Origin of the sequence: Methyloceanibacter sp. (assembly GCF_041573655.1) — a bacterium.
Taxonomy (GTDB): domain Bacteria; phylum Pseudomonadota; class Alphaproteobacteria; order Rhizobiales; family Methyloligellaceae; genus Methyloceanibacter.
Genome location: NZ_JBFFQD010000001.1, coordinates 99,278 through 123,213, shown reverse-complemented (window position 1 = coordinate 123,213; position 23,936 = coordinate 99,278). Strand labels below are relative to the sequence as shown.

At 64.0% G+C, this 23,936-nt stretch carries 25 protein-coding genes and 1 pseudogene; 17 read left to right on the top strand and 9 right to left on the bottom strand.

The features are described 5' to 3' along the window. Both ABY454_RS00675 and ABY454_RS00670 read left to right on the top strand, forming a co-directional pair. Positions 1-965 (top strand): D-alanyl-D-alanine carboxypeptidase family protein (locus ABY454_RS00675; protein WP_372928232.1); only part of this gene is annotated, 965 nt, incomplete at its 5' end. Positions 966-1,033: 68 nt separating this feature from the next. Continuing rightward, entirely contained in the window at positions 1,034-1,453 is a 420-nt protein-coding gene (locus tag ABY454_RS00670; protein ID WP_372928231.1) for a hypothetical protein, read from the top strand. Between the two features lie 4 nt (positions 1,454-1,457). On the opposite strand, the gene ABY454_RS00665 is transcribed toward ABY454_RS00670, so the two are convergent. After that, positions 1,458-2,117, bottom strand: a complete 660-nt coding sequence (locus ABY454_RS00665) for a TlpA family protein disulfide reductase (RefSeq protein WP_372928230.1) — start codon at positions 2,115-2,117, stop codon at positions 1,458-1,460. Positions 2,118-2,158: 41 nt separating this feature from the next. Between ABY454_RS00665 and argH the strand changes: the two genes are divergently transcribed. From argH to ABY454_RS00640, 5 genes are all read left to right on the top strand, one after another. Further along, positions 2,159-3,556 carry an argininosuccinate lyase gene (gene argH, locus ABY454_RS00660; protein WP_372928229.1) on the top strand — a complete coding sequence of 466 codons (1,398 nt, stop codon included), beginning with the start codon at positions 2,159-2,161 and terminating at the stop codon, positions 3,554-3,556. Positions 3,557-3,627: 71 nt separating this feature from the next. Next, positions 3,628-3,816, top strand: a complete 189-nt coding sequence (locus ABY454_RS00655) for a lipoprotein (RefSeq protein WP_372928228.1) — start codon at positions 3,628-3,630, stop codon at positions 3,814-3,816. A 9-nt stretch (positions 3,817-3,825) separates the two neighbouring features. Beyond that, a complete protein-coding gene (gene lysA, locus ABY454_RS00650; protein ID WP_372928227.1) occupies positions 3,826-5,109 on the top strand; it encodes a diaminopimelate decarboxylase in 1,284 nt (427 codons plus the stop codon). A 106-nt stretch (positions 5,110-5,215) separates the two neighbouring features. Next, positions 5,216-7,954 (top strand): TIGR02302 family protein, encoded by a 2,739-nt coding sequence (locus ABY454_RS00645; RefSeq protein ID WP_372928226.1) that lies wholly within the window; start codon positions 5,216-5,218, stop codon positions 7,952-7,954. Between the two features lie 112 nt (positions 7,955-8,066). After that, on the top strand, positions 8,067-9,221 hold the full coding sequence (locus ABY454_RS00640; protein ID WP_372928225.1) for a DUF2333 family protein: 1,155 nt from the start codon (positions 8,067-8,069) through the stop codon (positions 9,219-9,221). Here ABY454_RS00640 and hpt read toward each other — a convergent pair. From hpt to ABY454_RS00625, 3 genes and pseudogenes are all read right to left on the bottom strand, one after another. After that, on the bottom strand, positions 9,218-9,763 hold the full coding sequence (hpt, locus tag ABY454_RS00635) for a hypoxanthine phosphoribosyltransferase (RefSeq protein ID WP_372928224.1): 546 nt from the start codon (positions 9,761-9,763) through the stop codon (positions 9,218-9,220). The two genes, ABY454_RS00640 and hpt, sit on opposite strands and share 4 nt — an antisense overlap. A gap of 42 nt (positions 9,764-9,805) precedes the next feature. Further along, complete coding sequence (locus ABY454_RS00630; protein ID WP_372928237.1) at positions 9,806-10,669, bottom strand: FxLYD domain-containing protein; 864 nt, start codon at positions 10,667-10,669, stop codon at positions 9,806-9,808. A gap of 303 nt (positions 10,670-10,972) precedes the next feature. Beyond that, a pseudogene (locus tag ABY454_RS00625) lies at positions 10,973-11,038 on the bottom strand (hypothetical protein); the annotation flags it as partial. 137 nt (positions 11,039-11,175) lie between these two features. Between ABY454_RS00625 and ftsE the strand changes: the two are divergent. The 5 genes from ftsE to ABY454_RS00600 all read left to right on the top strand — a co-directional run bounded on the left by ftsE (position 11,176) and on the right by ABY454_RS00600 (position 14,936). Continuing rightward, a complete protein-coding gene (ftsE, locus tag ABY454_RS00620; protein ID WP_372928223.1) occupies positions 11,176-11,838 on the top strand; it encodes a cell division ATP-binding protein FtsE in 663 nt (220 codons plus the stop codon). Then, the gene (locus ABY454_RS00615; protein ID WP_372928222.1) at positions 11,835-12,833 is read left to right on the top strand and encodes a cell division protein FtsX; all 999 of its coding nucleotides are present in this window, start codon (positions 11,835-11,837) and stop codon (positions 12,831-12,833) included. Before ftsE ends, ABY454_RS00615 begins: the two co-directional genes overlap by 4 nt. 115 nt (positions 12,834-12,948) lie before the next feature. After that, positions 12,949-13,659 (top strand): YdcF family protein, encoded by a 711-nt coding sequence (locus tag ABY454_RS00610; protein WP_372928221.1) that lies wholly within the window; start codon positions 12,949-12,951, stop codon positions 13,657-13,659. An 11-nt stretch (positions 13,660-13,670) separates the two neighbouring features. After that, positions 13,671-14,396: a lysophospholipid acyltransferase family protein gene (locus ABY454_RS00605; RefSeq protein WP_372928219.1), complete on the top strand. Its 726-nt coding sequence runs from the start codon at positions 13,671-13,673 to the stop codon at positions 14,394-14,396. A 126-nt stretch (positions 14,397-14,522) separates the two neighbouring features. Continuing rightward, positions 14,523-14,936 carry a hypothetical protein gene (locus tag ABY454_RS00600; protein WP_372928218.1) on the top strand — a complete coding sequence of 138 codons (414 nt, stop codon included), beginning with the start codon at positions 14,523-14,525 and terminating at the stop codon, positions 14,934-14,936. Between the two features lie 29 nt (positions 14,937-14,965). Here ABY454_RS00600 and phaR read toward each other — a convergent pair whose 3' ends face one another. After that, positions 14,966-15,568 (bottom strand): polyhydroxyalkanoate synthesis repressor PhaR, encoded by a 603-nt coding sequence (gene phaR / locus ABY454_RS00595; RefSeq protein ID WP_372928217.1) that lies wholly within the window; start codon positions 15,566-15,568, stop codon positions 14,966-14,968. Positions 15,569-15,759: 191 nt separating this feature from the next. Here phaR and ABY454_RS00590 point away from each other — a divergent pair, with 191 nt between their 5' ends. Together ABY454_RS00590 and phbB are read left to right on the top strand one after the other, a co-directional pair. Further along, complete coding sequence (locus ABY454_RS00590; RefSeq protein ID WP_372928216.1) at positions 15,760-16,938, top strand: acetyl-CoA C-acetyltransferase; 1,179 nt, start codon at positions 15,760-15,762, stop codon at positions 16,936-16,938. Positions 16,939-17,049: 111 nt separating this feature from the next. Continuing rightward, entirely contained in the window at positions 17,050-17,772 is a 723-nt protein-coding gene (gene phbB / locus ABY454_RS00585; RefSeq protein ID WP_372928215.1) for an acetoacetyl-CoA reductase, read from the top strand. Positions 17,773-17,790: 18 nt separating this feature from the next. On the opposite strand, the gene ABY454_RS00580 is transcribed toward phbB, so the two are convergent. Both ABY454_RS00580 and gloB read right to left on the bottom strand, forming a co-directional pair. Then, positions 17,791-18,225 carry a cupin domain-containing protein gene (locus ABY454_RS00580; RefSeq protein ID WP_372928236.1) on the bottom strand — a complete coding sequence of 145 codons (435 nt, stop codon included), beginning with the start codon at positions 18,223-18,225 and terminating at the stop codon, positions 17,791-17,793. An 8-nt stretch (positions 18,226-18,233) separates the two neighbouring features. Continuing rightward, positions 18,234-19,004 carry a hydroxyacylglutathione hydrolase gene (gloB, locus tag ABY454_RS00575; RefSeq protein WP_372928214.1) on the bottom strand — a complete coding sequence of 257 codons (771 nt, stop codon included), beginning with the start codon at positions 19,002-19,004 and terminating at the stop codon, positions 18,234-18,236. A 104-nt stretch (positions 19,005-19,108) separates the two neighbouring features. Here gloB and ABY454_RS00570 point away from each other — a divergent pair, with 104 nt between their 5' ends. Continuing rightward, positions 19,109-19,852 carry a methyltransferase domain-containing protein gene (locus ABY454_RS00570; protein ID WP_372928213.1) on the top strand — a complete coding sequence of 248 codons (744 nt, stop codon included), beginning with the start codon at positions 19,109-19,111 and terminating at the stop codon, positions 19,850-19,852. On the opposite strand, the gene metW is transcribed toward ABY454_RS00570, so the two are convergent. Both metW and ABY454_RS00560 read right to left on the bottom strand, forming a co-directional pair. After that, positions 19,849-20,487: a methionine biosynthesis protein MetW gene (metW, locus tag ABY454_RS00565; protein WP_372928212.1), complete on the bottom strand. Its 639-nt coding sequence runs from the start codon at positions 20,485-20,487 to the stop codon at positions 19,849-19,851. The genes ABY454_RS00570 and metW overlap by 4 nt on opposite strands. 2 nt (positions 20,488-20,489) lie before the next feature. Then, on the bottom strand, positions 20,490-21,692 hold the full coding sequence (locus tag ABY454_RS00560; protein WP_372928211.1) for a homoserine O-acetyltransferase: 1,203 nt from the start codon (positions 21,690-21,692) through the stop codon (positions 20,490-20,492). A 189-nt stretch (positions 21,693-21,881) separates the two neighbouring features. Between ABY454_RS00560 and hisC the strand changes: the two genes are divergently transcribed. Both hisC and ABY454_RS00550 read left to right on the top strand, forming a co-directional pair. After that, positions 21,882-23,006 (top strand): histidinol-phosphate transaminase, encoded by a 1,125-nt coding sequence (hisC, locus tag ABY454_RS00555; RefSeq protein ID WP_372928210.1) that lies wholly within the window; start codon positions 21,882-21,884, stop codon positions 23,004-23,006. After that, entirely contained in the window at positions 23,003-23,929 is a 927-nt protein-coding gene (locus ABY454_RS00550) for a prephenate/arogenate dehydrogenase family protein (RefSeq protein ID WP_372928209.1), read from the top strand. Before hisC ends, ABY454_RS00550 begins: the two co-directional genes overlap by 4 nt. Positions 23,930-23,936: the final 7 nt, after the last annotated feature.

The window sequence follows — 23,936 nt, the reverse complement described above, 5'->3', positions numbered from 1 at the left end:
CGGCCGCCACGGCAAGCCCCGCCCTTGTTTTCGAGCCTTACAACGGCACGGTGTTCTATTCAGAGGATCCCGACGCGCTGTGGTTCCCGGCTTCGCTGACCAAGCTGATGACCGCGTATGTCACCTTCCATGCGCTGCGCAATGGCGAGGTCAAATTCTCGACCCCGGTCGTCTGCTCGAAGAACGCCGCGGCGGAGCCCCCCACCAAGCTCGGCCTGTCGGTCGGCAAGTCCATCACGCTGGAGACGGCGATCCGGGTGATCATCGTCAAGTCCGCCAATGACGTATCGGTCATGATCGCGGAGACGGTGGGCGGCAGCGAGGAAGCATTCATCGACCGCATGAACGCCGCCGCCAAGAAACTCGGCATGACCAAGACGCAATTCGCCAATCCGCACGGCCTTCCCAACGAGCAGCAATATACGACCGCGCGCGATCTCGCCCGCCTCGCCCGCGCGCTGATCATCGAATTCCCCGAGCACTCCGACATCTTCGCCATGAAGTCCGTGCAAGTCGGTCAGAAGCAGCTGCGCACGCATAACGGCCTGCTGCGCACCTTCAACGGTGCAGACGGCATGAAGACTGGCTTCATTTGCGATTCCGGATTCAACATCGTCGTCAGCGCGACCCGCCAAGGGCGCAAGCTCGTGGCCGTGGTTCTGGGCGAGCCGTCCACGCGGGTACGTAACGCCCGCGCCGCGCGGCTTCTGGAGAACGGCTTCAAACGCTATTTCTGGAAATCGCTGTTCGGCACGAGCCTGGATGGGCTCGCCATTCAAGCCAAACTCGACGAGCAGCCTGCACACTTGCGCCAAGTCATTTGCGGACCGAGGCCGAAGAAGAGGCGCAAACGCCGGTCCGTCCGCAGATCGAGCGTGAGCCCTGAGCTGATTGGGCTCCACTACACGCCGGTCGCGCAAGCCTCCGGTATTCCCACCGCGGCCACCCTGACCGCCATCAACTGAGCCTCCTCCTGTTGTCTTTCGTCCTGCGTTGTCGCCTCGCTCTTTTGGCGTCCCTTGCGTGCGCCGCGATGCTTGTCCCGGCCCACGCAGAAGACACGCCCGAGGACATCGCCGAGATTATCGCCGAGGCCGCGCAAGTTTGCCGCAAGGCGGGCGGCAATCCCGTGACCGCACCCATCCTGCGCGGCGACGATCTAAACGGCGACGGGCACAACGATTGGATCGCCGACTTCGCCAAGTTCAAATGCACGGGCGCTGAAAACCCCACCTGCAATCCGCACGGCTGCACGCTTCAGATCTATCTCGGATATGGCGACGGCTGGGAACTCGTCTTCGAGGACTTCGTTAAAGCGTACAAGTTCTCCTTGAGCGGCGACACACGCACCATGCATGTCACCACCTCCGGCATCCCGTGTAACAAGGAGGCCTCGCAGACGTGCCAATACAACTACCGTATCGAGAAGGACGCGGTGCGGCCGGTGCAGTAGACGCCTAGCCCGCGTTCTTGATCGCCGTTTCGATGAGCTTCTTCGCCTCCGGCGAGGCCCAGTCCGCCGGCCCCACCAGCCGGCCGATCTCTTGACCTTGGGCATTGAGCAAAAGCGTCGTCGGCATGCCGACGGCTTTGAGCTTGGCGAACAATTTGGCGCTGGGATCGGCGTAGAACGCGAGATCCGTGGCGCCGGTCTCCTCCAGGAAGGCCTTGGCCTTGTCCACACCGCCCTTGTCGATATTGATCGCCACCACCTCGAAGTCGCCGCCCCCGAGCCCGGCCTGAAGCGCGTTGAGCTGAGGCATCTCCTCCCGGCAGGGCACGCACCACGTCGCCCAGATGTTGAGGAGCACGACCTTGCCCTTGAGGTCGGCGAGGCTCATCGGCGCCCCGTCCGGCCCCTCGAAAGCAACGTCGGGAAGATCGAGCGGCGCCTTCCGCGCCACGAAAGCGGCCATGGGGCCCTTGTTCAGGCCCGCAAGCGGCCCGCTTCCGGCCCCTTTGGCGGCCTCGTCCTTTACCGAAGCAGACGTCCGCCCATTGTCAGACGGGGCTAGACTCAAATATACCGTGGCGAACCCGGCAATCACCGCAAGGCAGGCGGCGATTACGTACTTGGCCGGTAAGCCGGCGTGCTTACGTTTATTAGAAGCGTCCACGTCATCCTCTTTGAACTTTGCCCGCTAAGGCCTGGACGATCATGACCAACACCATGTGGGGCGGCCGTTTTGCCGCAAGCCCGTCGGAGATCATGGAGGAGATAAATGCCTCCATCGATTTCGACAAGCGGCTGTGGCGGCACGACATCGAGGCCTCCAAGGCCCACGTCGCCATGCTTGCGGCGACCGGTATCGTCTCAGAGCCGGAGGCGGACGAGATCGCAAAAGGTCTCGACCGGATCCTAGCCGAGATGGAGGCCGGCGATTTCAAATTTGCGCGAGAACTTGAGGATATCCACCTCAACGTGGAGCACCGGCTCACCGAGCTGATCGGCCCCGTGGCAGGCAAGCTGCACACCGCCCGCTCGCGCAACGACCAGGTGGCCACCGACTTCAAGCTCTATGTGCGGGACGAGATCGTCACCATCGAGGCGGGTCTCGCCGCGCTTCAGCTCGCGCTCGCGACCACGGCAATAGAGACCGCCGATGCGGTAATGCCCGGCTTCACGCATTTGCAGACCGCGCAGCCGGTCACCTTCGGCCATCATTGCCTGGCCTATGTGGAGATGTTCGGCCGCGACCGGGGACGGTTCGCCGATGCCGCCACGCGGCTCAACGAATGCCCGCTTGGCTCCGCGGCGCTGGCCGGTACGAGTTTTCCCATCGACCGCAAAATGACGGCGCAGGCGCTCGGCTTTACGCGGCCGACGGCGAACTCGCTGGACGCGGTGTCCGACCGGGATTTCGCGCTGGAGACGCTTGCCGCAGCTTCGATCGCGGCCATGCATCTGTCGAGGCTGGCGGACGAGATCGTGCTGTGGACCTCGCCGCAATTCGGCTTCGCCAAGTTGTCGGATGCCTTCTCCACCGGCTCGTCCATCATGCCGCAAAAGCGCAACCCGGACGCCGCCGAGCTGGTGCGCGCCAAGACCGGGCGCATTGCCGGCGCCTTCCAAGCGCTGCTCCTGGTCATGAAGGGGCTGCCGCTGGCCTACGCCAAGGACATGCAGGAGGACAAGGAGCCGGTGTTCGATGCGCTGGATGCGCTGAGGCTCGGCCTCGCCGCCATGGCCGGCATGGTGGGCGATCTGACGATCGACGCCAAGGCGATGAAGAAGGCGGCGGGCCGCGAATACGCCACCGCCACCGACCTTGCCGATTGGCTGGTGCAAGCTCTGGATATGCCCTTTCGGGAGGCCCACCACGCGACGGGCAAGATTGTGGCCCTCGCCGAGGCCAAGGGCGCCGATCTGAAGAAGCTGACCCTGCCGGATCTCCGGTCGGTCGAGCCCAGAATCACCGAGGACGTCTATACGGTCCTGGACCCCGCCCGGTCGGCAAAAAGCCGCAAAAGCCAAGGCGGAACGGCCCCCACCAATGTTCGGCGGGAGGCGAGAGCGTGGATAAAGCGTTTGGAGAAGGGCGGCCTCTCGCGATAAAAGAGAGGGGCAAAGAGGCCCGGCAAGAGGCCCTGATTCTTAAGGGGCACGACACCACAGGGATCAAACCCATGGGAAGCGCATTGCGCATCCTGTTAGCGCTTATGCTGATATCGGCTGTCGGGCTTTCCGCCTGCGGGCGCCGTGGCTCGCTTGAGCGGCCGCAGTCGGCCTATCCCCAGACCGATGCCGACCCGTCTGCCAAAATGTCTCGTGCCCCGGACCGGCGCTTGCCGATCCTCGACGCCCTGATCGAATAGAATTTCCCCATGCACCATTTCGCCTACCGGCGTGGCGTGTCTGAGGCCAATGTGCTGCACGCCGAGGAGGTCGATCTATGCGATCTGGCCTCCTCTGTCGGGACCCCGTTCTACTGCTATTCCACCGCGACGCTTGAGCGGCACTACCGCGTGTTTGCCGAGGCCTTTGCCGCGCGCCCCGACACGCTGCTCTGCTATTCGATCAAGGCCAACTCCAACCTCGGCGTGCTGTCGACGCTGGCCAAGCTCGGCGCGGGCATGGACGTCGTCTCCGAAGGCGAGCTGCGCCGGGCGCTCAAGGTGGGCGTGCCGGGGGATCGCATCGCCTTCTCGGGCGTCGGCAAGACGCAAGCAGAAATGGCGCATGCGCTGGAGGCTGGGATTTATGCCTTTAACGTGGAGTCCGAGCCGGAGCTTCACGCGCTGAACGAAGTGGCCGAGGCGAAGGGCACGACGGCCCGCATCGCCTTCCGGGTCAACCCGGATGTCGACGCTGGGACCCATCACAAGATCTCCACCGGCAAGGCGGAGGACAAGTTCGGCGTGCCGTTCGAGCAGGCGCTGTCGCTGTACCAAAAAGCCGTCGCGCTGCCGGGCGTCGTGCCGGCCGGCGTGCACATGCATATCGGCAGCCAGATCACCGAGCTGGCGCCGTTCCAGAACGCGTTCGCGCTGCTGACGGAACTTGTCAGCACGCTGCGTGGCGCAGGGCTCACCATCGACTTTGTGAACTTGGGCGGCGGCCTCGGCATTCCCTATCGCAGCGATGCGCCCGCACCGCCTCTGCCGACGGACTACGCTCGGCTGGTAAACGAAGCGCTTGGGCACCTCGATGCGCGCCTGCTGTTCGAGCCGGGCCGCATGATCGCCGGCAATGCCGGCATCCTCGTCGCCCGCGTCCTTTATGTGAAGACATCGCCGCATAAGAATTTCACCATCGTCGATGCGGCGATGAACGATCTCATCCGCCCGACGCTGTACGATGCGTATCACCAGGTCCTGCCGGTCACAGAGGCCGCGCCTGAATCCTTCACGCGCGTGACCGACGTGGTGGGCCCGGTATGCGAGACCGGCGATTATCTGGCGCTGGCCCGGCCGCTTCCCGAACTGGAGGCAGGCGACCTCATCGCCGTGATGACCGCAGGCGCTTATGGCGCGGTGCAGGCCTCCCAGTACAACAGCCGTCTCTTGGTACCCGAAGTGTTGGTGTCGGGGGCCGAATATTGCGTCACCCGGCCCCGGCCGGACTATAACGACATGCTCAAGGCCGAGCGCCTGCCCGATTGGCAGTGAACCTGTCATCGGCCCTGAAAAGCGCCTGTATTTTGCCCGGTTCTCCCCCCAAATTACCGTGATGTAACCTTCGGCCAGGCGCTGCCTGTGCTACCAATTCCGGACCATGGCCCAACGCAACCGCCAAAAATCCAGCCCCGGCGACCCCAAGGACGATCCCGAGGCCGCCTCACTCAAGAGGCGCTTCGAGAGCCGCGTCCGCCTGAGCTGGCTGGCGCTGTTCGCCGAGCGCGCCTGGGAGGCGCTGCTCTGGCCGTTCGTCGTGGTCTGCGCGTTCTTGGTGTTCACGCTGCTCGGCGGCTGGAGCCTGCTGCCGCCGCTCGTCCATCGCATCGTTCTGCTCGGCTTCGGTACCGGGCTCATCGCCGCTTGCCTGCCGCTCATCCGGATTGCCTTGCCGACGCGCGCCGAGGCCCTGCGGCGCCTTGAGCGCAACGCCGAGGTCCCGCACCGCCCGGCCTCGTCCTATGAAGATACGCTGAGCGCCGAACCGCCCACCGAGACGGTGACGCTGTGGACGCTCCATCGTCAGCGCCTGTCGCAACTCATCGCCAAGCTGAAGCCCTCCTGGCCCGCCCCGCGCGCGGACCGGAAGGATCCTTTTGCGATCCGAGCGGCGCTGTTCATCGGTCTTATCGCCGCGTTCATCGCCGCCGGCCCCGATGCCAGATCCCGCCTCGATGCGGCCTTCTCGCCGGCCGCCAGCGCTTCCCCCAAGCTGATCAGGCTCGATGCCTGGGTGACGCCGCCGGTCTATACCGGCATGGCGCCGCTCGTTCTGGCCGACGGCAGCGAAGCGATCGGCCGGGGCGCCGAATCCTTCCGCGCACTGGAAGTGCCCGAGCGCAGCCAGCTCATCGTCCGCACGCACGCGCCCGAAGGCGAGACCGTGACGCTGACCATCTACAACGAGGATGGCAGCGAGGCGAAAACCATCGAGCCGAAGACCGGCGGCAGCACCGGACTGGTCGAGTTCAATGTCGGCTTGAGGAAGCCCTCCACCGCCGATGTGCGCATTAGCGGATCGACCGTCGCTCAATGGCAATTTGCCCTGACCGAAGACGCCGCGCCGCAGATTGCCTTGCGGGGCGAGCCGACCGCGACGCCCCGTGGCGCGCTTCGCTTGGAGTATAGCGCCCTCGACGATTACGGCGTGGCCAGCGCCGAAGCCAACTTCACGCTTGCGCCGGACCAAGAGGACGCACTTGGCGCCGCCTTCCCCGTCGAAGGCATCGAGGAAGAAGAAGATCTCGTTGAGTCGGAGCCTTTGTTCGGCCCGCCGGTGATGAAGCTGCAACTGCCGCGCTCGAACGCCAAGAAGGTCGAGGGCCGCGGCACCCAGGACCTCACGGCGCATCCTTGGGCTGGGCTCAAGGTGCGCATGACACTTGCCGCAAAAGATCAGGCCGAACAGACCGGCAAGAGCGAGGTGAGCGAGTTCGTTCTGCCGGCGCGCGTCTTCACCAAGCCGCTCGCGCGCGCCGTGATCGAGCAGCGCCGCAAGCTCGTGCAGGAACCGGATTCGTCCGCGATGGTCGCCCGCGCACTGGACGGACTGACCATCGGCGATGAGAAAGCGATCGACGATCGCGTCGTCTATCTGTCTTTGCGCAATACGTTCTGGCGTCTCAGGAACGACGACTCGCGTGACGCGGTCTCAAGCGTCGTTGCCCAGCTGTGGTCCACCGCGCTGCGCATCGAGGAAGGCGATCTGCCGGAAGCCGAGCGCGAACTGAAGAGTGCGCAGGACGCATTGTTGCGCGCGCTTCAGGAGAACGCACCGGCCGAGGAGATCAAGAAGCGCATCGAAGAGCTTCGCGCCGCGCTGTCGCGCTACCTACAAGCGCTCGCCGCCCAGCAGCAAGAAAAGGGCAACATGGCCGCCGAGAGCCAGCAGGACGGTGACCAGCTCGTCTCGGAGCAGGATCTCGACAAGATGCTCGAGAACATCCAGGACCTGGCCGAAGCCGGGTCGAAGGACATGGCCGAGCGCATGCTGTCAGAGCTGAACGACATTCTCGATCGTCTGCAGACCGGCAACTTCCCGGAGAACGCCCAGCAGCAGCGCGCCCAGAAGATGATGAAAGACCTGGACGACGTGGTCTCCGATCAGCAGGAGCTGTTGGACGACACGTTCGCTGAGAAGCGTGAGCAGCGGCAAGGTCAAGGCGGCGGCCAGAGCGAGCAGTTCGACGTGAGCCCGCCCGGCCAGCCCATGGAGTTCGCCCCCGGCATGAGCATGGCCCCCTTCTCTGAAGGGATGCCGCAAGGCGGCGAGGGCGGCCCGAGGGCGCAAGGCCAATCAGGCCGGCAGGGCGATGCGCCGGGCGGCGGCCAACCCCAGATCGGGCAGCAACAAGGGCAGCCGCAAGGCCCGCTTGGCGATCTCAAGAAACGCCAGGAAGCGCTGCGCAACAAACTGGAGCAGCTCATCGAGCGCATGGGCATGGCGGGGAACGACTCGCCGGGCGAGTTCGAAGGCGCCAGTGAGGCCATGGAAGAGGCCGAGCAGGCGATCAGTGAGCGCAACCTCGACCGCGCGACCCAGAGCCAAAGCCTTGCGCTCGACCGCATGCGCCAGGGCGCGGAATCCATGGCGCAGCAGATGACGCAGGACGGCCAAGAGCAGGCGGGCGGCCAAGGCCCAGGCTCCAATGGCCGCGACCCGCTCGGCCGCCCGGACCGTTCGAACCGGCCCGACCAAGGCTTGAGCGTCCAAGTCCCCGACGAGATCGACATCCAGCGGGCGCGCGAGATTCTTGACGAACTGCGCGCGCGGATCGGCGACCCGACACGTCCCATGCTCGAGCTCGACTATTTGGAGCGGCTTATCCGCTCCTTCTAGGCGCCATTCTCGCTTTTCGAAAAAAGTGCGTGCGGCCACAGCAACGCCGTCGTCGATGCCCTATATGTCGCCCTACTATGGTGTGGAACCGTCGAAAGGGCTTTGAGGCGCGATGCTGAACTCCATCGTCAATTTCTTCACAGCGACTTTTCGGGCTATCGGCCGCGGGATCGGGCTCGGCATCGCCTTCATGCTGAGGCCATTCGTTTGGCTCGGCCGCTGGTTCGCCCAGCGCGGTATCCTCCTCAAAGTGCTGCTCGGGCTGATCCTTGTCGGCTTCCTCGCCCTTTACGGCTACTTCTTCTGGAACACGCAAGTCTGGAGCGGCTTCGATACGAACTATGCGGACCGCTATGAGCACACAAGCGACACCGGCTTAAGCAACGCAAAGCCGAGCGGCGGCGGCATCATCACCGGAGAGAGCGAAACCCAAGACGCCGAGACCGCCACGCAAACATGCCGTAAGTCCATGGTGGTGGAGTCCACGGCCGACCTGGTCGACTTCAACGTGAACGAGAACGCGTGGATCTCGTCCATGCTGCTCTACAAGCTCGGCCTGTTCGGGCTTCCCTGGGAGAGCACGCCCTTCTTCGACAACAAGGCCGCCTTCCAGCGCGGCGTGCACCAAGCCGTCCGCCGGACCGCGATCGAACTCGTCGACACGCTGGGGCGCGTACGCGGAACGTCGCAAATCGACAAGGATTTGCAGAGCGCGCGCGGCGCGCTCCAATTCGACGAAACCACCTGGTATTTTTCGTTCAGTCCCTTCGGACCCAAGACGCCCACGCCGAGCTTCTACCGCTCCGCGATCAAGGACCTGCACAAGTTCAACGACAGACTTAAGAAGTGCGAGGCCGTGTTCGACGTGCGCGCCGACAATCTGCTGCAATTCGTCGACCGCATCGCCAAGGACATCGGCGCCACCTCGGCGATCCTGCGTGAGCGTTCGGAGAACTACAGCAGCGGCTGGTTCGACCCCCGCGCCGACGACCGCTTCTGGTTCGCCTACGGCCAGCTCTACGCCTATTACGGCATTCTCACCGCCGCGCGCACCGACTTTGCCGATGTCATCGAGGAACGCCGCCTGACGGCCCTATGGGACGAGCTCGAGGAGCAACTGCGGGCCTCGCTTCGTATTCAGCCCGCGATCATCTCCAACGGCGCGGAGGATGGCTGGCTCATGCCCTCGCATTTGGCGACGCTTGGCTTCTATGTTCTGCGTGTGCGCTCCAACCTCGTGGAGGTACGGCTGGTCTTGGACCGTTAAACGCGCGGCTCCACCACGCCGATGAACGGCAACTCGCGATAGCAGTGCGCGAGGTCCATGCCGTAGCCCACCACGAACAGGTCGGGACATTCGAACCCGGTAAAGTCGGGCGTGACGTCGACACCGCGCGGCACTTGCTTGTTCAGAAGGATGCAGGTCTTCACGCCGCGCGCACCGCGGCCTGCGAGATGCGCCGTGGCAAAGGAAAGCGTGCGGCCAGAATCGAGAATGTCGTCGACGATCACCACGTCGCGGTCTTCGATCGTGCTCTCCACGTCACGCAGAATCTTGACCTCTCCGCCCGTGGTTCCGCTGCCGTAGCTGGCCAGAAAGATGAAGTCGATCTCCGGGTGCAGTCCTTGGCGTGAGAGCGCGCGGATCAGATCGGCGGCGAAGATGAAGCTGCCCTTCAGCACCGCAACGATGATCGGATCGTGGAGATCGCAGGCGGCAATGTCGCGCGCCATCGCATCAATACGGGTTGCGATCGTCTCGGCCGTGAATAGGGGCCTGACCGTTTCCCCCACGGGCTGCTCCGCCATGCTGATTTGGCCCTGCTAACTTGGCCTTCTCGATCGGCCGTCCTATTTGGCGTCGGCGAAACGGACCTTGAGGCTTCGGACATTGCTCGGCGGCGAAGGGATCTGCTTCAAAAACGGCGCCTCCTCACCGGCGGAAAGCTCGGCAGCACCAACCTCCGTCGTCCACTCGGAGATTTCCTCTCCCTTCTCGTCGCGCAGCGCAATGACCACAGTCGGGACGGCCATGACGGACGAGCCCGTATTGCGCACATTGCCTTGGACTTCGAGCACGGTCTGTCCGGCATTGGTGGTCCAGCCATAGCGAACGCCTTCGAAGGCGAGGCCCTCGGCGCCCACCGGCATGCCGAGCATCGCGTAGATGCGCGAGGCGCCCGGCAGGATCGATACGGTGGTGGCCGGCGCGAACACGAACAAGCCGAGCACGGTCAGCACGATCAGGCCCAAAATGCCCCAGCCGATGGCGACGATGGGCGGCCGTTTCTTCGGCGTCGTGGCTTTGGCCACCGATTCGCCAAAGGCGGCGGCAACCAGATTGGGGTCTTCCAGCGCCGGATCCTGTGCACCGCCCTCCTCCGGGAAGCCCGCATCGAACGATGCGTCCAGGGAACTGTCTTGGGGCGCGCCGAAGGACACTTCCTCCTGCTCTTGGGGCGGAGGCGCCATGTCGGAGGGTGGAGGCGGCGGCGCCATGTCGGCCGGCGGTGGAGGCGGCGGCGGGGCAGGCTCGTCGCGCTTGCGCATGAGCTTCCCAAACAGCCCGCCCTTCTTCTCCGGTTCCTCGGCCTCAGGCTCAGGCGCCGGCGGCACGCCTTCAGCACCCGGTACGCCGGCCTCGGCATTGATGCGCGCGACCTGATCGGCGAGCGCCTCGTCGGTGCCGAACTCGACATCGCCTTGAGGCGGCACCGGCGGAGCGGCCTGAGGTGGCGGCGGCGGGGGGGGCAGCGGAGCAGCCTGTGGAGGAGGAGGCGGTGGCGCAGGCTCAGGCGGTGCCGGCGGCTCGGGCGGCGGTGCCGGTGGGGCAGCCTGCGGCGGAGGCGGAGCCGCCTGTGGCGGCGGGGGCGGTGCAGACCGTGGCGCGGCCGGTTGAGCCGGGGCCTCGGGTGCTGGGGGCGTGGGGGCCGCCGGTTGTGGCTCGGCGCCCTCGGGCGCTGCCGCCTGCGCTTGCCAGACATGCCCACATTTGGCGCAGCGGACCTTGCGACCCTCAGGCGGAAAAGCCGCCTTGATCTGGTAGCGGGTGTCGCAAGCCGGACAGATAATCAGTGTTGCCATTTGTGAAGCCGAAATCGTCTCACTACGCAGCGAAAATGCGGACGCCCCATGCAGTTGCCCAAATCCATTGATACCGGACCGGGAGTTCAGCATAAAGTGCCAGTGGTCGGCAATCTCAAGAAAAGCAAGGAAGACGGGTGATTCGCTTCGACAATGTCGGACTACGCTATGGCTCCGGCCCGGAAATCTTGCGCGATGTCACTTTTCACGTGCTTCCCGGGTCCTTTCACTTCCTGACAGGACCCTCCGGCGCTGGAAAGACCTCGCTCTTGCGCCTTCTGTTTATGTCTTTACGGCCGACACGAGGCCTAATCTTCGTCTTTGGCGAGAATATCGCAGATTTGCCTTCGGCCGGCCGGGCAGCCTTGCGCCGCCGGATCGGAATCGTGTTCCAGGATTTCCGCCTTCTCGACCATCTGACCACCTGGGAGAATGTGGCGCTGCCCCTACGGGTCATGGGCAAGAAAGAGGCCGACTATTCCGACGACGTGACCGACCTCCTCCACTGGGTCGGCCTCGGCGACCGCATCCACGCCTATCCGGAAACGCTATCGGGAGGTGAAAAACAGCGCGCGGCGATCGCCCGGGCCGTGATCGGCCGTCCCGAACTGCTCCTCGCTGACGAGCCCACGGGCAATGTCGACCCCGCCATCGGCAACCGCCTGCTCCGGCTGTTCGTCGAACTCAACCGGCTCGGCACCTCGGTCATCATCGCCACCCACGACTACGCCCTCATGGAACAATTGGAAGCGCCCCGGCTGATGCTCTCCGAGGGCCAATTGCAAACGAGCGCCGCGTGACCTTCCTCGATGACATCCGGGACTATCCGTGGACGAGCCTGCTTTCGGGCATCCTGCCCGCGCCGTTGAGCGCGCGGCTGCCCCGGCAATTTCAGCCGACAACCACGCAGATCGTGCCGTCGGCCTCGATTGCCGGCAACGCACTAACCGCGGTGATCGGGATCATGACCTTCCTCGCCTGCCTGACCGCGGGCGGCGTCTACATGATCAACCAGTCGGCGAATGCTTGGGTGGACGACATCGCCAGCGAAATCACCATCGAGCTCGATCCGATCGATACCGCCAACATCGAGAAGAAGATGACGCTCGTTTCGCTTTTCCTCGCCAAGCAGAAAGGCGTAACGCGGGTGCGGCCGCTGACGGCCGAGGATTCCGCCAAGCTGCTGGAGCCATGGCTTGGCTCCACCGCGGCATTGTCCGCCCTGCCCATTCCTCGTCTGATTGCCGTGGAGATCGACCGGTCCAGCCCGCCCGACATCGATCTCATCAAGTCAGCGCTGTCGCGGAACTTCGAGGGCGTGACCTTGGACGATCATCGCCGCTGGCAGGCGGAGATCCGTTTGATCACGCGATCGACCGCGCTGGGGGGCCTCGCCGTGCTGGCCCTCGTGGCCGCGGCGACCATTGCCATCATTGTCTCGGCCACGCGCAGCGCCATGGCGTCCAACCGCGAAGTCATCGAGGTTCTGCATTTCGTCGGCGCCAACGAGCGATTCATTTCAAGCGAATTCTCGCGCCACTTTCTCGGACTTGGAGTCCGCGCTAGCCTTGCCGGCGCCTTCGCTGCGGTCATTGCCTTTTTGCTGCTGCCCTTCTTAATGCAGTTGCTCGGCGGCGGCGCGGTAACCGAGGCGGAGACAAGGCGCCTCGTCGGCTCCGGCGTACTCGATTTCGGCGGCTATATCCTTCTGCTCCTCGTCGTCGTCGTCGTAGCTGCTTTGTGCATGGTCACGTCGCGGTTCGGCGTGATCCGCGTCCTCAGGACCTACGCGTGACCCCATTGACGGCGCCGTAAAGCCGATTTCTTGTGCGGTCAAATTTGCCTATTCTGCGCCGCGACAGGACCAATCGAGGTAGGAAAGCCCCTCGAAACCAAGCTCAGGACACGTGGTGAACGAAGACGTCGAAGTCCAAACGCAAGCGCCAAGTCGCCCGCAGCATTTCAGGCGGTTCCGCGGCTTCACGGGCAGCATGCGCCTGCTCTTCGACGCGATCATCTTGCTGCTCGTCATGCTCATCATCGGCTTCATCGTATTCGCCAACGGCGTCGCCCGGGAGCGGCAGGAGCCCGTCCACGCCGCAGACGGCATTACGGTTCTGACCGGCGGTGTCTCCCGCATCGACGAGGCCATGAAGCTGCTGGCGCAGCGCAAGGCCAAGCGTGTGCTCATTACCGGTGTCAACCGAGGCACGACGAGAGACCAGCTGAAGCGGCTCGCATCCGAAGGCGATCAATACTTCGCCTGTTGCGTCGATATCGACAAACAGGCCCGCAACACGATCGACAATGCCACCGAGACCGCGCAATGGGTTACGCTCAACCGGTATGGCTCGTTGATCGTGGTCACATCGAACTATCACATGCCCCGCGCGCTGGCCGAGCTCGCCCGGGCTCTGCCGGGCGTCACTCTCGCGCCCTACCCCGTGATCGACAACAATGTGCATGTCGACCGCTGGTGGAAGTATCCCGGCACCACGCGGCTGCTTCTCTCGGAATATCTGAAATACCTGCCGGCACTCGCCCGTCTCGGCGCCACCAATCTGGCGCGCATGACCTTGACGGGCACCTCGGTGCCACCTGAAGACCAACCGGAGCCCTAAAGAACCACCCGATGTTCCGCTCCATCGTCTTCGGTCTTCTCTTCTACATCACCACGGTGCTGTTCGTGGTGTTGGGCAGCCCGCTCCTGCTCGGCCCAAGAAGCTGGGCCATGGCGGCACTGAAGGTCCACGCCAAGACCGAGCTCTGGCTCCTGAAACATATCGTCGGCCTCGATTTCGAGGTGCGCGGGCTGGATAAGCTTCCCGAGCCGCCCTTCCTCGTCGCCTCCAAACACCAGTCGGCATGGGAGACTTTCGCGCTAATTCCCCTGTTTCGCGATCCGGCGCTGCTCATGAAACGCGAGTTGTTCTGGATCCCGCTTCACGGCTGGTTCTCCCACAAGTTTGAGATGATCCCCGTGGACCGCGACGCCGGGCCCTCGGCGCTGCGTCGCATGCTTCAAGCCGCCCGGAAGCGCATCAAGGACGGCCGGGAGATCATCATCTTCCCCGAAGGAACCCGCCGTCCGCCCGGCGCGGACCCCGCGTACAAAACCGGGATTGTCCTCCTCTACAACGCCCTGAAGGTCCCGTGCGTCCCCGTGGCGCTCAATTCGGGGCTCTTCTGGCCGCGCCGCCAGTGGACGCGCAAGCCCGGAACGGTGGTGGTCGAGATTCTCGATCCCATCCCGCCGGGCCTGCCTCGGCCTGAGTTCCTGAGCCGCCTCGAAAACGCCATCGAAACCGCATCAGACGGCCTGCTGGCTGAGGCACAGTCGACGGATCAGGCGCATTAACCCCGCGTTAAGATTTAGATGTTCATTATTTGTTCCAACAAGGGCGATCGACCGTGCATCTTGAATTTCTCGTCGATCAACCCATTTCTCGTAGTGTCGCGGATAGTTAACGGGACGAGGTTTTCGATGTGGACGAGCCAAGCTGACGCCGAGACGACCGCCTCTACGGGGCCGGCGGACGAGCCTGCGCTGGTCTGCGCCGAGGAGGCCTTTGCCCAGGCGTTCCACTATTGGCGTGGTGTTTCGAGCCGCCGCTATCTCCATAGCGTCTACTCGCTGGTGGGCTGCCCCGCGCTACCCCAGGCGAACTACATCCTGGTGCGCCGCCACGAGGACGGCACCCGCGAGGCGCTGGCTTTCGGCGACACCAAGGACGACGCCATCTCGCTCAACCTCGCCCATCTGCGCCACGAGGGCGCCAAGTGCGGGGCCAATGAGGTTCACGTCCATCTCCTCGCCGACACGGCGCATGACCGTGCCCTGGTCGAGGCGGACCTGACCGCCGCCCACGCACGCCGCCACACGGCGAAAGCCGCGTAGAGCTGATTTTTCGGAAAATCGAAGAGCCGCTAACCGCGAGATAGCTTCTCGAGCCGCTGCTGCATGGCCTCAAGCTCGGCCTTGAGCGTGTCGATATCGTCAGCGCCGCCTGGATTGGCGCCGACCTCCGACTTCGCCTCGGCGCCTTCCCCGTGCGCATTGGCCGCATCGGATTGGGACTGGGTGAACATGCCGAGCGCACGCTCGAAGGCATCGAAGTTCTTTCGCACCTGATCTTGCATCGCATCGAAGGCCGCATTGCCAAAAGCGTTGGTGAAGCGGCGGCGATACTGTTCTTGCTGCTTGGTCAACGAGTCGAGGCTGAATTCTAGATAGCTCGGCACAAGCTTCTGCATGCTGTCGCCATAGAAGCGGATCAGCTGACGCAAGAAACCGATAGGAAGAAGATTGGTGCCCCTGCTTTCCTGTTCCACAATGATCTGGGTCAGGACGGCATGCGTGAGGTCTTCGCTGGTCTTCGCGTCGTAGACGACGAAGTCCCGCTCTGCCCGGACCATTTCCGCCAGGTCCTCAAGGGTCACATAGGTGCTTGTGTCGGTATTGTAGAGCCTGCGGTTGGCGTATTTCTTGATTATGACCGGCCGACTCTCTTGGTCCGCGTCCCTAGCCACGTGTTTTCGCTCCCAAAGCCCTGGACCTTAGCCGAGGGCTACTCTATGCCGCACTTGCGAAAACCACTAGCACGTTCCTTGTGCATAGCACCAGAGGCTTTGCCGGGAGCATTAATGGCGACTTTCGTCGGGCTTTCCAGGCGCAAACCGCTGGGGTATGACCGGGGCTCACTAGGGGTATGGAGATCAGGATGAAAGACGAGATAGTCATCGTCGGCGCAGCGCGGACGCCGGTCGGTTCCTTCAACGGCTCGCTGTCGAGCCTGCCTGCGCACAAGCTTGGTGAAGTCGCCATCGGCGCAGCGCTGGAACGCGCCAAGGTCGATCCGAGCGACGTCAACGAAGTGATCATGGGCCAGGTGCTGACCGCGGCCCAGGGTCAGAACCCTGCCCGGCAGGCTGCCATCGCCGCAGGCATTTCCGAAGAGGCGACCGCCTGGGGCGTCAATCAGGTTTGCGGTTCGGGCCTGCGCGCCGTGGCGCTGGGTGCCCAGCAGATCGCCTTGGGCGATGCCGACGTCGTCGTCGCCGGCGGTCAGGAGAACATGAGCCTGTCGCCCCATGCCGCGCACTTGCGCAACGGCGTGAAGATGGGCCCCTGCAACATGGTCGACACCATGGTCGTGGACGGCCTGTGGGAAGCCTTCAACAACTACCACATGGGCACCACGGCGGAGAACGTCGCCAGGAAGTGGCAGCTCACCCGTGAGGAGCAGGACAACTTCGCCGTCGCCTCCCAGAACAAGGCCGAGACCGCGAAGAAGGCCGGCAAGTTCGCCGACGAGATCACGCCTGTGACGATTAAGACCCGCAAGGGCGACATCGTCGTGGAGCATGACGAGTACATTCGTGAAGGCGCGACGATTGATAACGTCGCCAAGCTTCGCCCCGCCTTCGACAAGGAAGGCACTGTCACCGCGGGCAACGCCTCGGGCATCAATGACGGCGCCGCCGCCGTTGTTCTGATGTCGGCCGAGGAAGCCAAGAAGCGCGGCGCGAAGCCTCTCGCTCGCATCGCCTCTTGGGCCGTCGCAGGTGTCGATCCCACCATCATGGGCACCGGCCCCATCCCCGCGTCCCGCAAGGCGCTGGAGAAGGCCGGCTGGAAGCCCTCCGACCTCGACCTCATCGAGGCGAACGAGGCCTTCGCCGCCCAAGCTCTTGCCGTGAACAAGGACATGGGCTGGGACGGAGACAAGGTGAACGTCAACGGCGGCGCCATCGCCATCGGTCATCCGATCGGTGCGTCAGGCGCGCGCGTTCTCGTCACCCTGTTGCATGAGATGCAAAAGCGCGACGCCAAGAAGGGCCTCGCAACGCTGTGCATTGGCGGCGGCATGGGCATCGCCCTGTGCGTCGAGCGCGACTAACTTGTCCCTCTTGTAAGGGCAGTTGATTTGGTGTGGGGCGGCCGAGAGCCGCCCCTTACGCCAATTTGTTTTTGAGGAAACGGGCGCCGATGTGCGCCAAGGGAGGAAGCTATGGGACGGGTGGCACTTGTCACTGGTGGTACGCGCGGCATTGGAGCCGCCTGCAGCAAGGGACTGAAGGATGCGGGCTACAGCGTTGCCGCGACTTATGCCGGCAACGATGATGCCGCGAACGCTTTCAAGAAGGAGACCGGCATCCCGGTCTTCAAGTGGGACGTCGGCGATTACCAGGCCTGCGAACAGGGTGTCGCGGCTGTCGAGAACGAAGTCGGCCCCATCGATGTGCTGGTCAACAATGCCGGCATCTCGCGCGACGCCACGCTCCACAAGATGACCGAAGAGCAGTGGAACCAGGTCATCCGCACCAATCTCGATTCGGTGTTCAACGTGAGCCGCCAAGTCATCAACGGCATGCGCGAGCGTGGTTTCGGGCGCATCATCTCGATCTCGTCGATCAACGGCCAGCAGGGCATGATGGGCTTGTCCAATTACTGCGCCGCCAAGGCCGGCATGATCGGCTTCACCCGCGCCATCGCGCTTGAAGGCGCACGCAAGGGCATCACTGCCAACGCCATCGCCCCCGGCTACGTGGCGACCGAGCTCCTGGCCAACGTGCCGGAGAAGGTCATGGATCACATCGTCGGCCAGATCCCGGTAGGCCGCCTCGGCGAAGCGGAAGAAGTCGCCCGCTGCGTGGTGTTCCTCGCCGCCGATGAATCCGCTTGGATCACCGGCACGACGCTGACCATCAACGGCGGTCAGCTCTCCGACTAAAACACGGACGTTCGTCCCTCAGGGCTTCCAGCCTTGAGGGGCGAGCTCGAACTTGTCGAAATGGAAGCCGGGCGCCACCGTGCAGCCCACGAGCGTCCAGTCACCGAGACTGCGCGCAGCTTGCCACGCCCCCGCCGGCACACGGCCTTGCGGATGCTCCCCGCCGAAAATATCCGGCCCTAGCCGAAGTTCGTGACGGCCGGCCTTGTTGGCGACCTCCAGGAGGAGCGGCGCGCCGGCGTGCCAGTGCCACATCTCGACCGCATCGATGCGGTGCCAGTGGGACACCTCGCCGGCCTTGAGCAAAAAGAGGATCGCGGTGGAATGCCCGCGGTTCTCGGGACCGGTTTCGTCCCGGAAGGTCTCGCGGAACCAGCCGCCTTCGGGATGGGGTTGAAGCTTCAGATGCGCGATCACTTCGTCAGCGGTCGGCGTCTTACCCCCGCTCGGCATCTTGCCCACTAGAAATTGTCCTTGCGCGTCCGCACCTCGGCGAAAATCTCTCCGAGCGGGCGCCCTTCCATGCCGAGCCGCGCTTGGATCTCCGGGCTCGAGGCTCGCAGGAACGGATTCGTTGCAAGCTCTTGACCGATCGTCGTCGGCAGCGACGGCGCGCCTTTCGCATCGTTCTGCGCAACTTGCGCGGCGCGGGCTTGTAGCGCCGCATTGTCGGGCTCGATGGTGAGCGCGAAGCGGCAATTGGCGTTCGTGTATTCGTGACCGCAATAGACCTCCGTCTGCGGCGGCAGCACGGCCAGCTTCGATAACGAAGCCCACATGGTCGGCGCATTGCCCTCCAGCAGCCTGCCACACCCCACCGAAAACAGCGTGTCGCCCACGAACACCGCATTCTCGTCCGGGAAGTGGTAGCTCACATGCCCGCGCGTATGGCCCGGCGTCTCGATGACGCGGCCATCGGCATGACCTATGGCAACCGTGTCGCCTTCCTTCACCTCCACGTCGAGCCCGGGGATAAGTCCGGCCTCGCGCGCCGGTCCATAGACCGTGCAGCCGGTCTTTTTCTTCAGAGCGTCGATGCCCGCCGTATGATCGGCATGGTGATGGGTGACGAGAATGTCGGTCAGCCGCCATCCCTTGTCGAACAGCGCCGCCAGGATGGGCGCCGCCTCGGGCGCGTCGATCGCCGCCGTGGCCCCGGTGTCGGGATCGTGGATCAAAACCCCGTAATTGTCGCTCCGCGTCGGAAATTGATAAATCTCAAGCTTGGCCATCACGCACTCTTCTTTCTTGCTTATTTGTCGAAGCGACGGGACCCTAGCACCAGCAACGCGCAAATTGGAACGAACTCTAAAGGCGAAAGTCCGACACTTCGGCCATGCATCTTGATGCCATCGACCTCAAGGATTTCTACGCAAGGCGCTTGGGCCTCTTGGTGCGGCGGCTGCTGCGGCGTCGCATCCGCGCGCGCTGGAAGGACGTCAAGGGCATGCGGGTGTTCGGCCTTGGCTTCGCCACGCCCTATTTGGCCGAGTTCCGCGGCGAGGCCCGTGCGCTGGGCGCGCTGATGCCGGCCAGGTTCGGCGCCCTGTCCTGGCCACCCCACGGACCGTCCATGGCCACGCTGGTGGACGAGACGGAACTGCCGCTGGCCGACGAAACGGCCGACCGCATCCTTCTGGTGCATATGCTGGAATGGTCCGAGCGATCACGCACATTACTGCGCGAGATCTGGCGCGTGCTCGGGCCCGGCGGGCGGCTCTTGATCGTCGTCCCCAACCGGCGGGGTCTATGGGCACGCGTGGACACGACACCCTTTGGCTATGGCAGCCCGTTTAGCCGCTCCCAGCTCACCCAGCTTCTCAAAGAGTGCATGTTCGATCCCGAAGGCTGGCAATACGCGCTCTACATGCCGCCGTTCAATTGGCGCGTGCTGATGCGCTGGCCGACCTTCTGGGAACGGCTTGGCCTGTTCCTGTGGCCGATCTTCTCCGGCGTGATCTTGGTGGAGGCGACGAAGCAGGTCTATGCGGCGATGCCGGCGCGCGAGGCCAAACGCAAGATGCGCCGCCGCATCGTGCCGGTGCCTGCCGGCGTGGCGCCGCGCAAGACGGCCGACTAGCGCGACAGCAAAAAGACCGCCTGCTCGCCGAACAAGTTCTGGGCGAATAGCGGCATAGAGACGAGCTTAGTGCCGTAGGCATTGAGTGCCACGGCGCGCTCGACTTTGGCGCCGATCTCCTCGCACAGCACCAGAAAATCCTTGATGGAGCAGAAGTGGATATTCGGCGTGGCGTACCAGGTCTCCGGCAAATTGTCGGTGCGCGGCATGTGGCCGCCGAACATCAGCTGCGTGCGCACGCGCCAATGCCCGAAATTGGGAAACGACACCACGACGCGCTTGCCGATGCGTAAGAGCTGCTCGAGCACATGGCGCGGGTTGTGCGTCGCCTGGATGGTCTGCGACAGGATCGCGTAGTCGAAAGCCAGATCCGGGTAGTAGGCGAGATCCGTGTCGGCGTCGCCTTGGATCACCGCCAGCCCTTGCGCCACGCATTGGTTCACGCCGGCCTGACTCAGCTCGATGCCGCGCCCGTCGACGTCACGCTTCTCGGCGAGAAGCCGCAACAGCGTGCCGTCGCCGCAGCCGATATCGAGCACGCGCGAGCCCGGCTCCACCATCTCGGCAATGAGCAGCAGGTCGACGCGGGCCGTTTCGGTAGGCCGCACGTTGCGGGGATTGACCGGTGCGTCCATGGTCACGCGCCTTCGTCCGGAAGTTTGACGCCGCGATGGCGCGCCGCCGCGCTCAAGAAACCGCGCACTGTGTCGAACAGCTCGGGCTCGTGCAGTAAGAAGGCGTCGTGTCCTTTGTTGGACTCGATCTCCACGAAACTCACATTGGCGGCGACCGCGTTCAACGCATGCACCACATCGCGGCTCTCCTCGGTTGGGAACAGCCAATCGGAGGTGAACGACACGATGCAAAAACGCGTCTTCGTGCCGGCAAACGCGTTGGCGAGCACACCGTCATGGTCCGCGGCGATGTCGAAATAGTCCATCGCGCGCGTGATGTAGAGGTAGGAGTTCGCGTCGAACCGGTCGACGAAGCTCATACCTTGATGGCGCAGATAGCTCTCCACCTGGAAGTCGGCGTCAAAGCCGAACGTCACCTTCTCCCGGTCCTGCAAATTGCGGCCGAACTTGTCGTGCAGCGCGAGGTCCGACAGATAGGTGATGTGCGCGGCCATGCGCGCCACGGCGAGCCCTTTGCGGGGGCTCTTGCCTTCGTCCAGGTAGCGGCCCTCGCACCACTCGGGATCGGCCATGACGGCTTGGCGCCCGACCTCGTGGAAGGCGATGTTCTGCGATGAATGACGCGCCGCGCAGGCGATCGGGATCGCTGAGAACACGCGGTCCTGATAGGTCGCGGCCCATTCCAGCACTTGCATACCGCCCATTGAGCCGCCGATCACGCTCAAGACCTGATCGATGCCGAGATGATCCAGCAGACGCGCTTGCGCCCGCACCATGTCGCGCACGGTGATGACGGGAAAGTCGGGCCCGTAAGCGCGCCCGGTCTCCGGGTTGATGGAGCTCGGCCCCGTGGTACCCATACAGCCGCCGATGACGTTGGGGCACAGCACGAAATAGCGGTCCGTATCGATGGACTTGCCCGGCCCCACCATGGTGTCCCACCAGCCGGGCTTGCCGGTGATGGGGTGTAGGTTGGCAGCATGCTGATCGCCGGTCAGGGCATGGCAGATGAGGATGAGGTTCGACTTCTCGGCATTGAGCGTGCCGTAGGTCTGGTAGGCAATGGACAGCGGCGCGAGCGCACCCCCGCAGTCCAGCGGCAAAGGCTCGCTGGCCGGAAAATGCACGATCTCGCTTTGGGGATTGGTGGTCTGCTCCCGCCGCTTGAGGTCGGCGAAGCGCTCCGCTCCCGGGGTCTCATTCATCGCCAAAACTGCCTACTCATGCGCGCCAAGGCCTATCCAGGCGCGCCACACGCCATTTGGCCGGGAATTATACAATTTCGGGTTAGCTATGGCCTCATCAATGAAAGTCAATCTTTTCTTTGCCTTGGCCTCAAGAATGGCCGTATGAGAGGCCCTTCGCTGACCACAACCGCTCGAAGGAGCAGAGCCATGGCGCCCAAATCGTTGGCCGCCAAAGGCGGGCCGGCCCCGCGCCCAGGCATTCTCGACATCGCGCCCTACGTCCCGGGCACGAGAACGCTCCCTGGCGCCGGCACGGTGGTCAAGCTCTCCTCCAACGAGACCCCGCTTGGACCCTCTCCAAAGGCCGTCGAGGCCTATTCGGCCGAGGCCAGCTGCCTGTCGCGCTACCCTGACGGGTCGGCAGCCCCCTTGCGTGAGGCGCTGGCCGCCCGCTACGGGCTCGATGCCGCGCGGATTGTCTGTGGGGCCGGGTCCGATGAGCTTCTGAACCTGCTCGCTTGCGCCTATCTCGGGCCGGGCGATGAGGCGATCTACACAGAGCACGGCTTCCTGGTCTACAGGATCGCCATTCAAGCGCGCGGGGCCACACCTGTGGTCGCGGCCGAGACCGATCTCACGGCAAACGTGGATGCCATCCTCGCACGCGTGACCGAGAAGACGCGCATGGTGTTCATCGCCAATCCCAATAACCCGACAGGGACCTATGTGCCGTTCGACGAGATCAAGCGCCTGCATGCGGGGCTCCCCGAGCGCGTCATCTTGGTCCTCGACGCGGCCTATGCGGAGTATGTGCGTGCCAACGACTACGAGGCCGGGATCGAGCTCGTGGCGACGAGCCCGAATGCGGTTATGACGCGCACCTTTTCAAAGATCTACGGGCTCGCGGCTTTGCGGCTGGGCTGGGCCTATTGCCCAGCTCCGATCGCCGATGCGCTGAACCGTATCCGCGGGCCGTTCAACGTGACGGGCCCGTCTATTGCTGTTGGTGTCGCTGCACTGAACGACGTGGCGCATATGGAATTGGCCGTGGCGCACAATACGCACTGGCGCATTGTCATGACCGAAGCGCTTTCGGGCATCGGCTTGCGCGTTACGCCGAGTGTGGCGAACTTTTTGCTGGTGCATTTTCCGGACGCGCCCGGCAAGTCGGCGCGCGATGCCGACAAATTCCTGCATGCACGCCGCATCGTGTTGCGGCGCGTGGAGGAGTATGGCTTTCCGAATGCGCTGCGCATGACCATCGGCACCAAAGAGGAAAACATGGCCGTGCTCGACGCGCTGACCGAATTCATGGGTACCGAGGCCGCATGACGAAACCGCTATTCGATACGCTGGCCATTATCGGCCCCGGGCTGATCGGCTCCTCGATCATGCGCGCCGCGCGTGCGCATGACGCCGTGCGCACGATCGTAACCTGTTCGCGGTCGCCTGAAACACGCAAGCGCGTCGCCGAGCTTGGCATTGCCGACAAAGTCGCCGACAGCAACGCGAGCGCGGTCGAGAACGCCGACCTGGTGATCGTGTGCACACCCGTCGGCATTTGCGGTGCCGTGGCCGAAGAAATCGCGCCGCACCTTAAAGAGGGCGCCATCGTCTCCGATGTCGGCTCGGTGAAGAGCGCGATCGTGCGCGATATGAGCCCGCACTTGCCGGACAATGTGCATTTCGTACCGGCGCACCCGGTCGCAGGCACCGAGCACTCCGGCCCCGACGCCGGCTTCGCCAAACTGTTCGACGGACGCTGGTGCATTCTGACGCCGCCCGAAGGCACGGACCCGCAAGCCGTGGACCGTTTGGCGGCCTTCTGGGCGCTGTTCGGCGCCAATGTCGAGATCATGACGCCCGATCACCACGACCTGGTGCTCGCGGTCACCAGCCATCTGCCGCATCTAATCGCCTACACGATTGTCGGCACGGCGGACGAGCTTGAAACGGTGACCCGCTCGGAGGTGCTCAAATTCTCCGCCGGTGGCTTCCGTGACTTCACCCGCATCGCGGCCTCGGATCCTACAATGTGGCGCGACGTATTCCTGACCAACAAGGACGCGGTGCTCGAAATGCTGGGCCGGTTCAACGAGGACGTCGCAGCACTCACCAAGGCGATACGGCGCGGCGACGGCGATGCCCTGTTCAAGCATTTCACGCGCACGCGCGCCATCCGCCGCGGCGTCATCGACGCAGGCCAAGATACGCCGGACGCGGATTTCGGCCGCCCGCACGGCCACGAGGACTGACGAGGAG

Coding starts and splice junctions, on each gene's coding strand:
- ABY454_RS00570 (WP_372928213.1), top strand. CDS start 19,109: ATGCATCTTGATGCCATCGACCTCAAGGATTTCTACGCAAGGCGCTTG.
- ABY454_RS00560 (WP_372928211.1), bottom strand. CDS start 21,692: ATGAATGAGACCCCGGGAGCGGAGCGCTTCGCCGACCTCAAGCGGCGG.
- ABY454_RS00645 (WP_372928226.1), top strand. CDS start 5,216: ATGGCCCAACGCAACCGCCAAAAATCCAGCCCCGGCGACCCCAAGGAC.
- hpt (WP_372928224.1), bottom strand. CDS start 9,763: ATGGCGGAGCAGCCCGTGGGGGAAACGGTCAGGCCCCTATTCACGGCC.
- ABY454_RS00590 (WP_372928216.1), top strand. CDS start 15,760: ATGAAAGACGAGATAGTCATCGTCGGCGCAGCGCGGACGCCGGTCGGT.
- ABY454_RS00550 (WP_372928209.1), top strand. CDS start 23,003: ATGACGAAACCGCTATTCGATACGCTGGCCATTATCGGCCCCGGGCTG.
- hisC (WP_372928210.1), top strand. CDS start 21,882: ATGGCGCCCAAATCGTTGGCCGCCAAAGGCGGGCCGGCCCCGCGCCCA.
- lysA (WP_372928227.1), top strand. CDS start 3,826: ATGCACCATTTCGCCTACCGGCGTGGCGTGTCTGAGGCCAATGTGCTG.
- ABY454_RS00670 (WP_372928231.1), top strand. CDS start 1,034: ATGCTTGTCCCGGCCCACGCAGAAGACACGCCCGAGGACATCGCCGAG.
- gloB (WP_372928214.1), bottom strand. CDS start 19,004: ATGGCCAAGCTTGAGATTTATCAATTTCCGACGCGGAGCGACAATTAC.
- ABY454_RS00655 (WP_372928228.1), top strand. CDS start 3,628: ATGGGAAGCGCATTGCGCATCCTGTTAGCGCTTATGCTGATATCGGCT.
- ABY454_RS00580 (WP_372928236.1), bottom strand. CDS start 18,225: ATGCCGAGCGGGGGTAAGACGCCGACCGCTGACGAAGTGATCGCGCAT.
- ABY454_RS00640 (WP_372928225.1), top strand. CDS start 8,067: ATGCTGAACTCCATCGTCAATTTCTTCACAGCGACTTTTCGGGCTATC.
- ABY454_RS00605 (WP_372928219.1), top strand. CDS start 13,671: ATGTTCCGCTCCATCGTCTTCGGTCTTCTCTTCTACATCACCACGGTG.
- argH (WP_372928229.1), top strand. CDS start 2,159: ATGACCAACACCATGTGGGGCGGCCGTTTTGCCGCAAGCCCGTCGGAG.
- phbB (WP_372928215.1), top strand. CDS start 17,050: ATGGGACGGGTGGCACTTGTCACTGGTGGTACGCGCGGCATTGGAGCC.
- ABY454_RS00600 (WP_372928218.1), top strand. CDS start 14,523: ATGTGGACGAGCCAAGCTGACGCCGAGACGACCGCCTCTACGGGGCCG.
- metW (WP_372928212.1), bottom strand. CDS start 20,487: ATGGACGCACCGGTCAATCCCCGCAACGTGCGGCCTACCGAAACGGCC.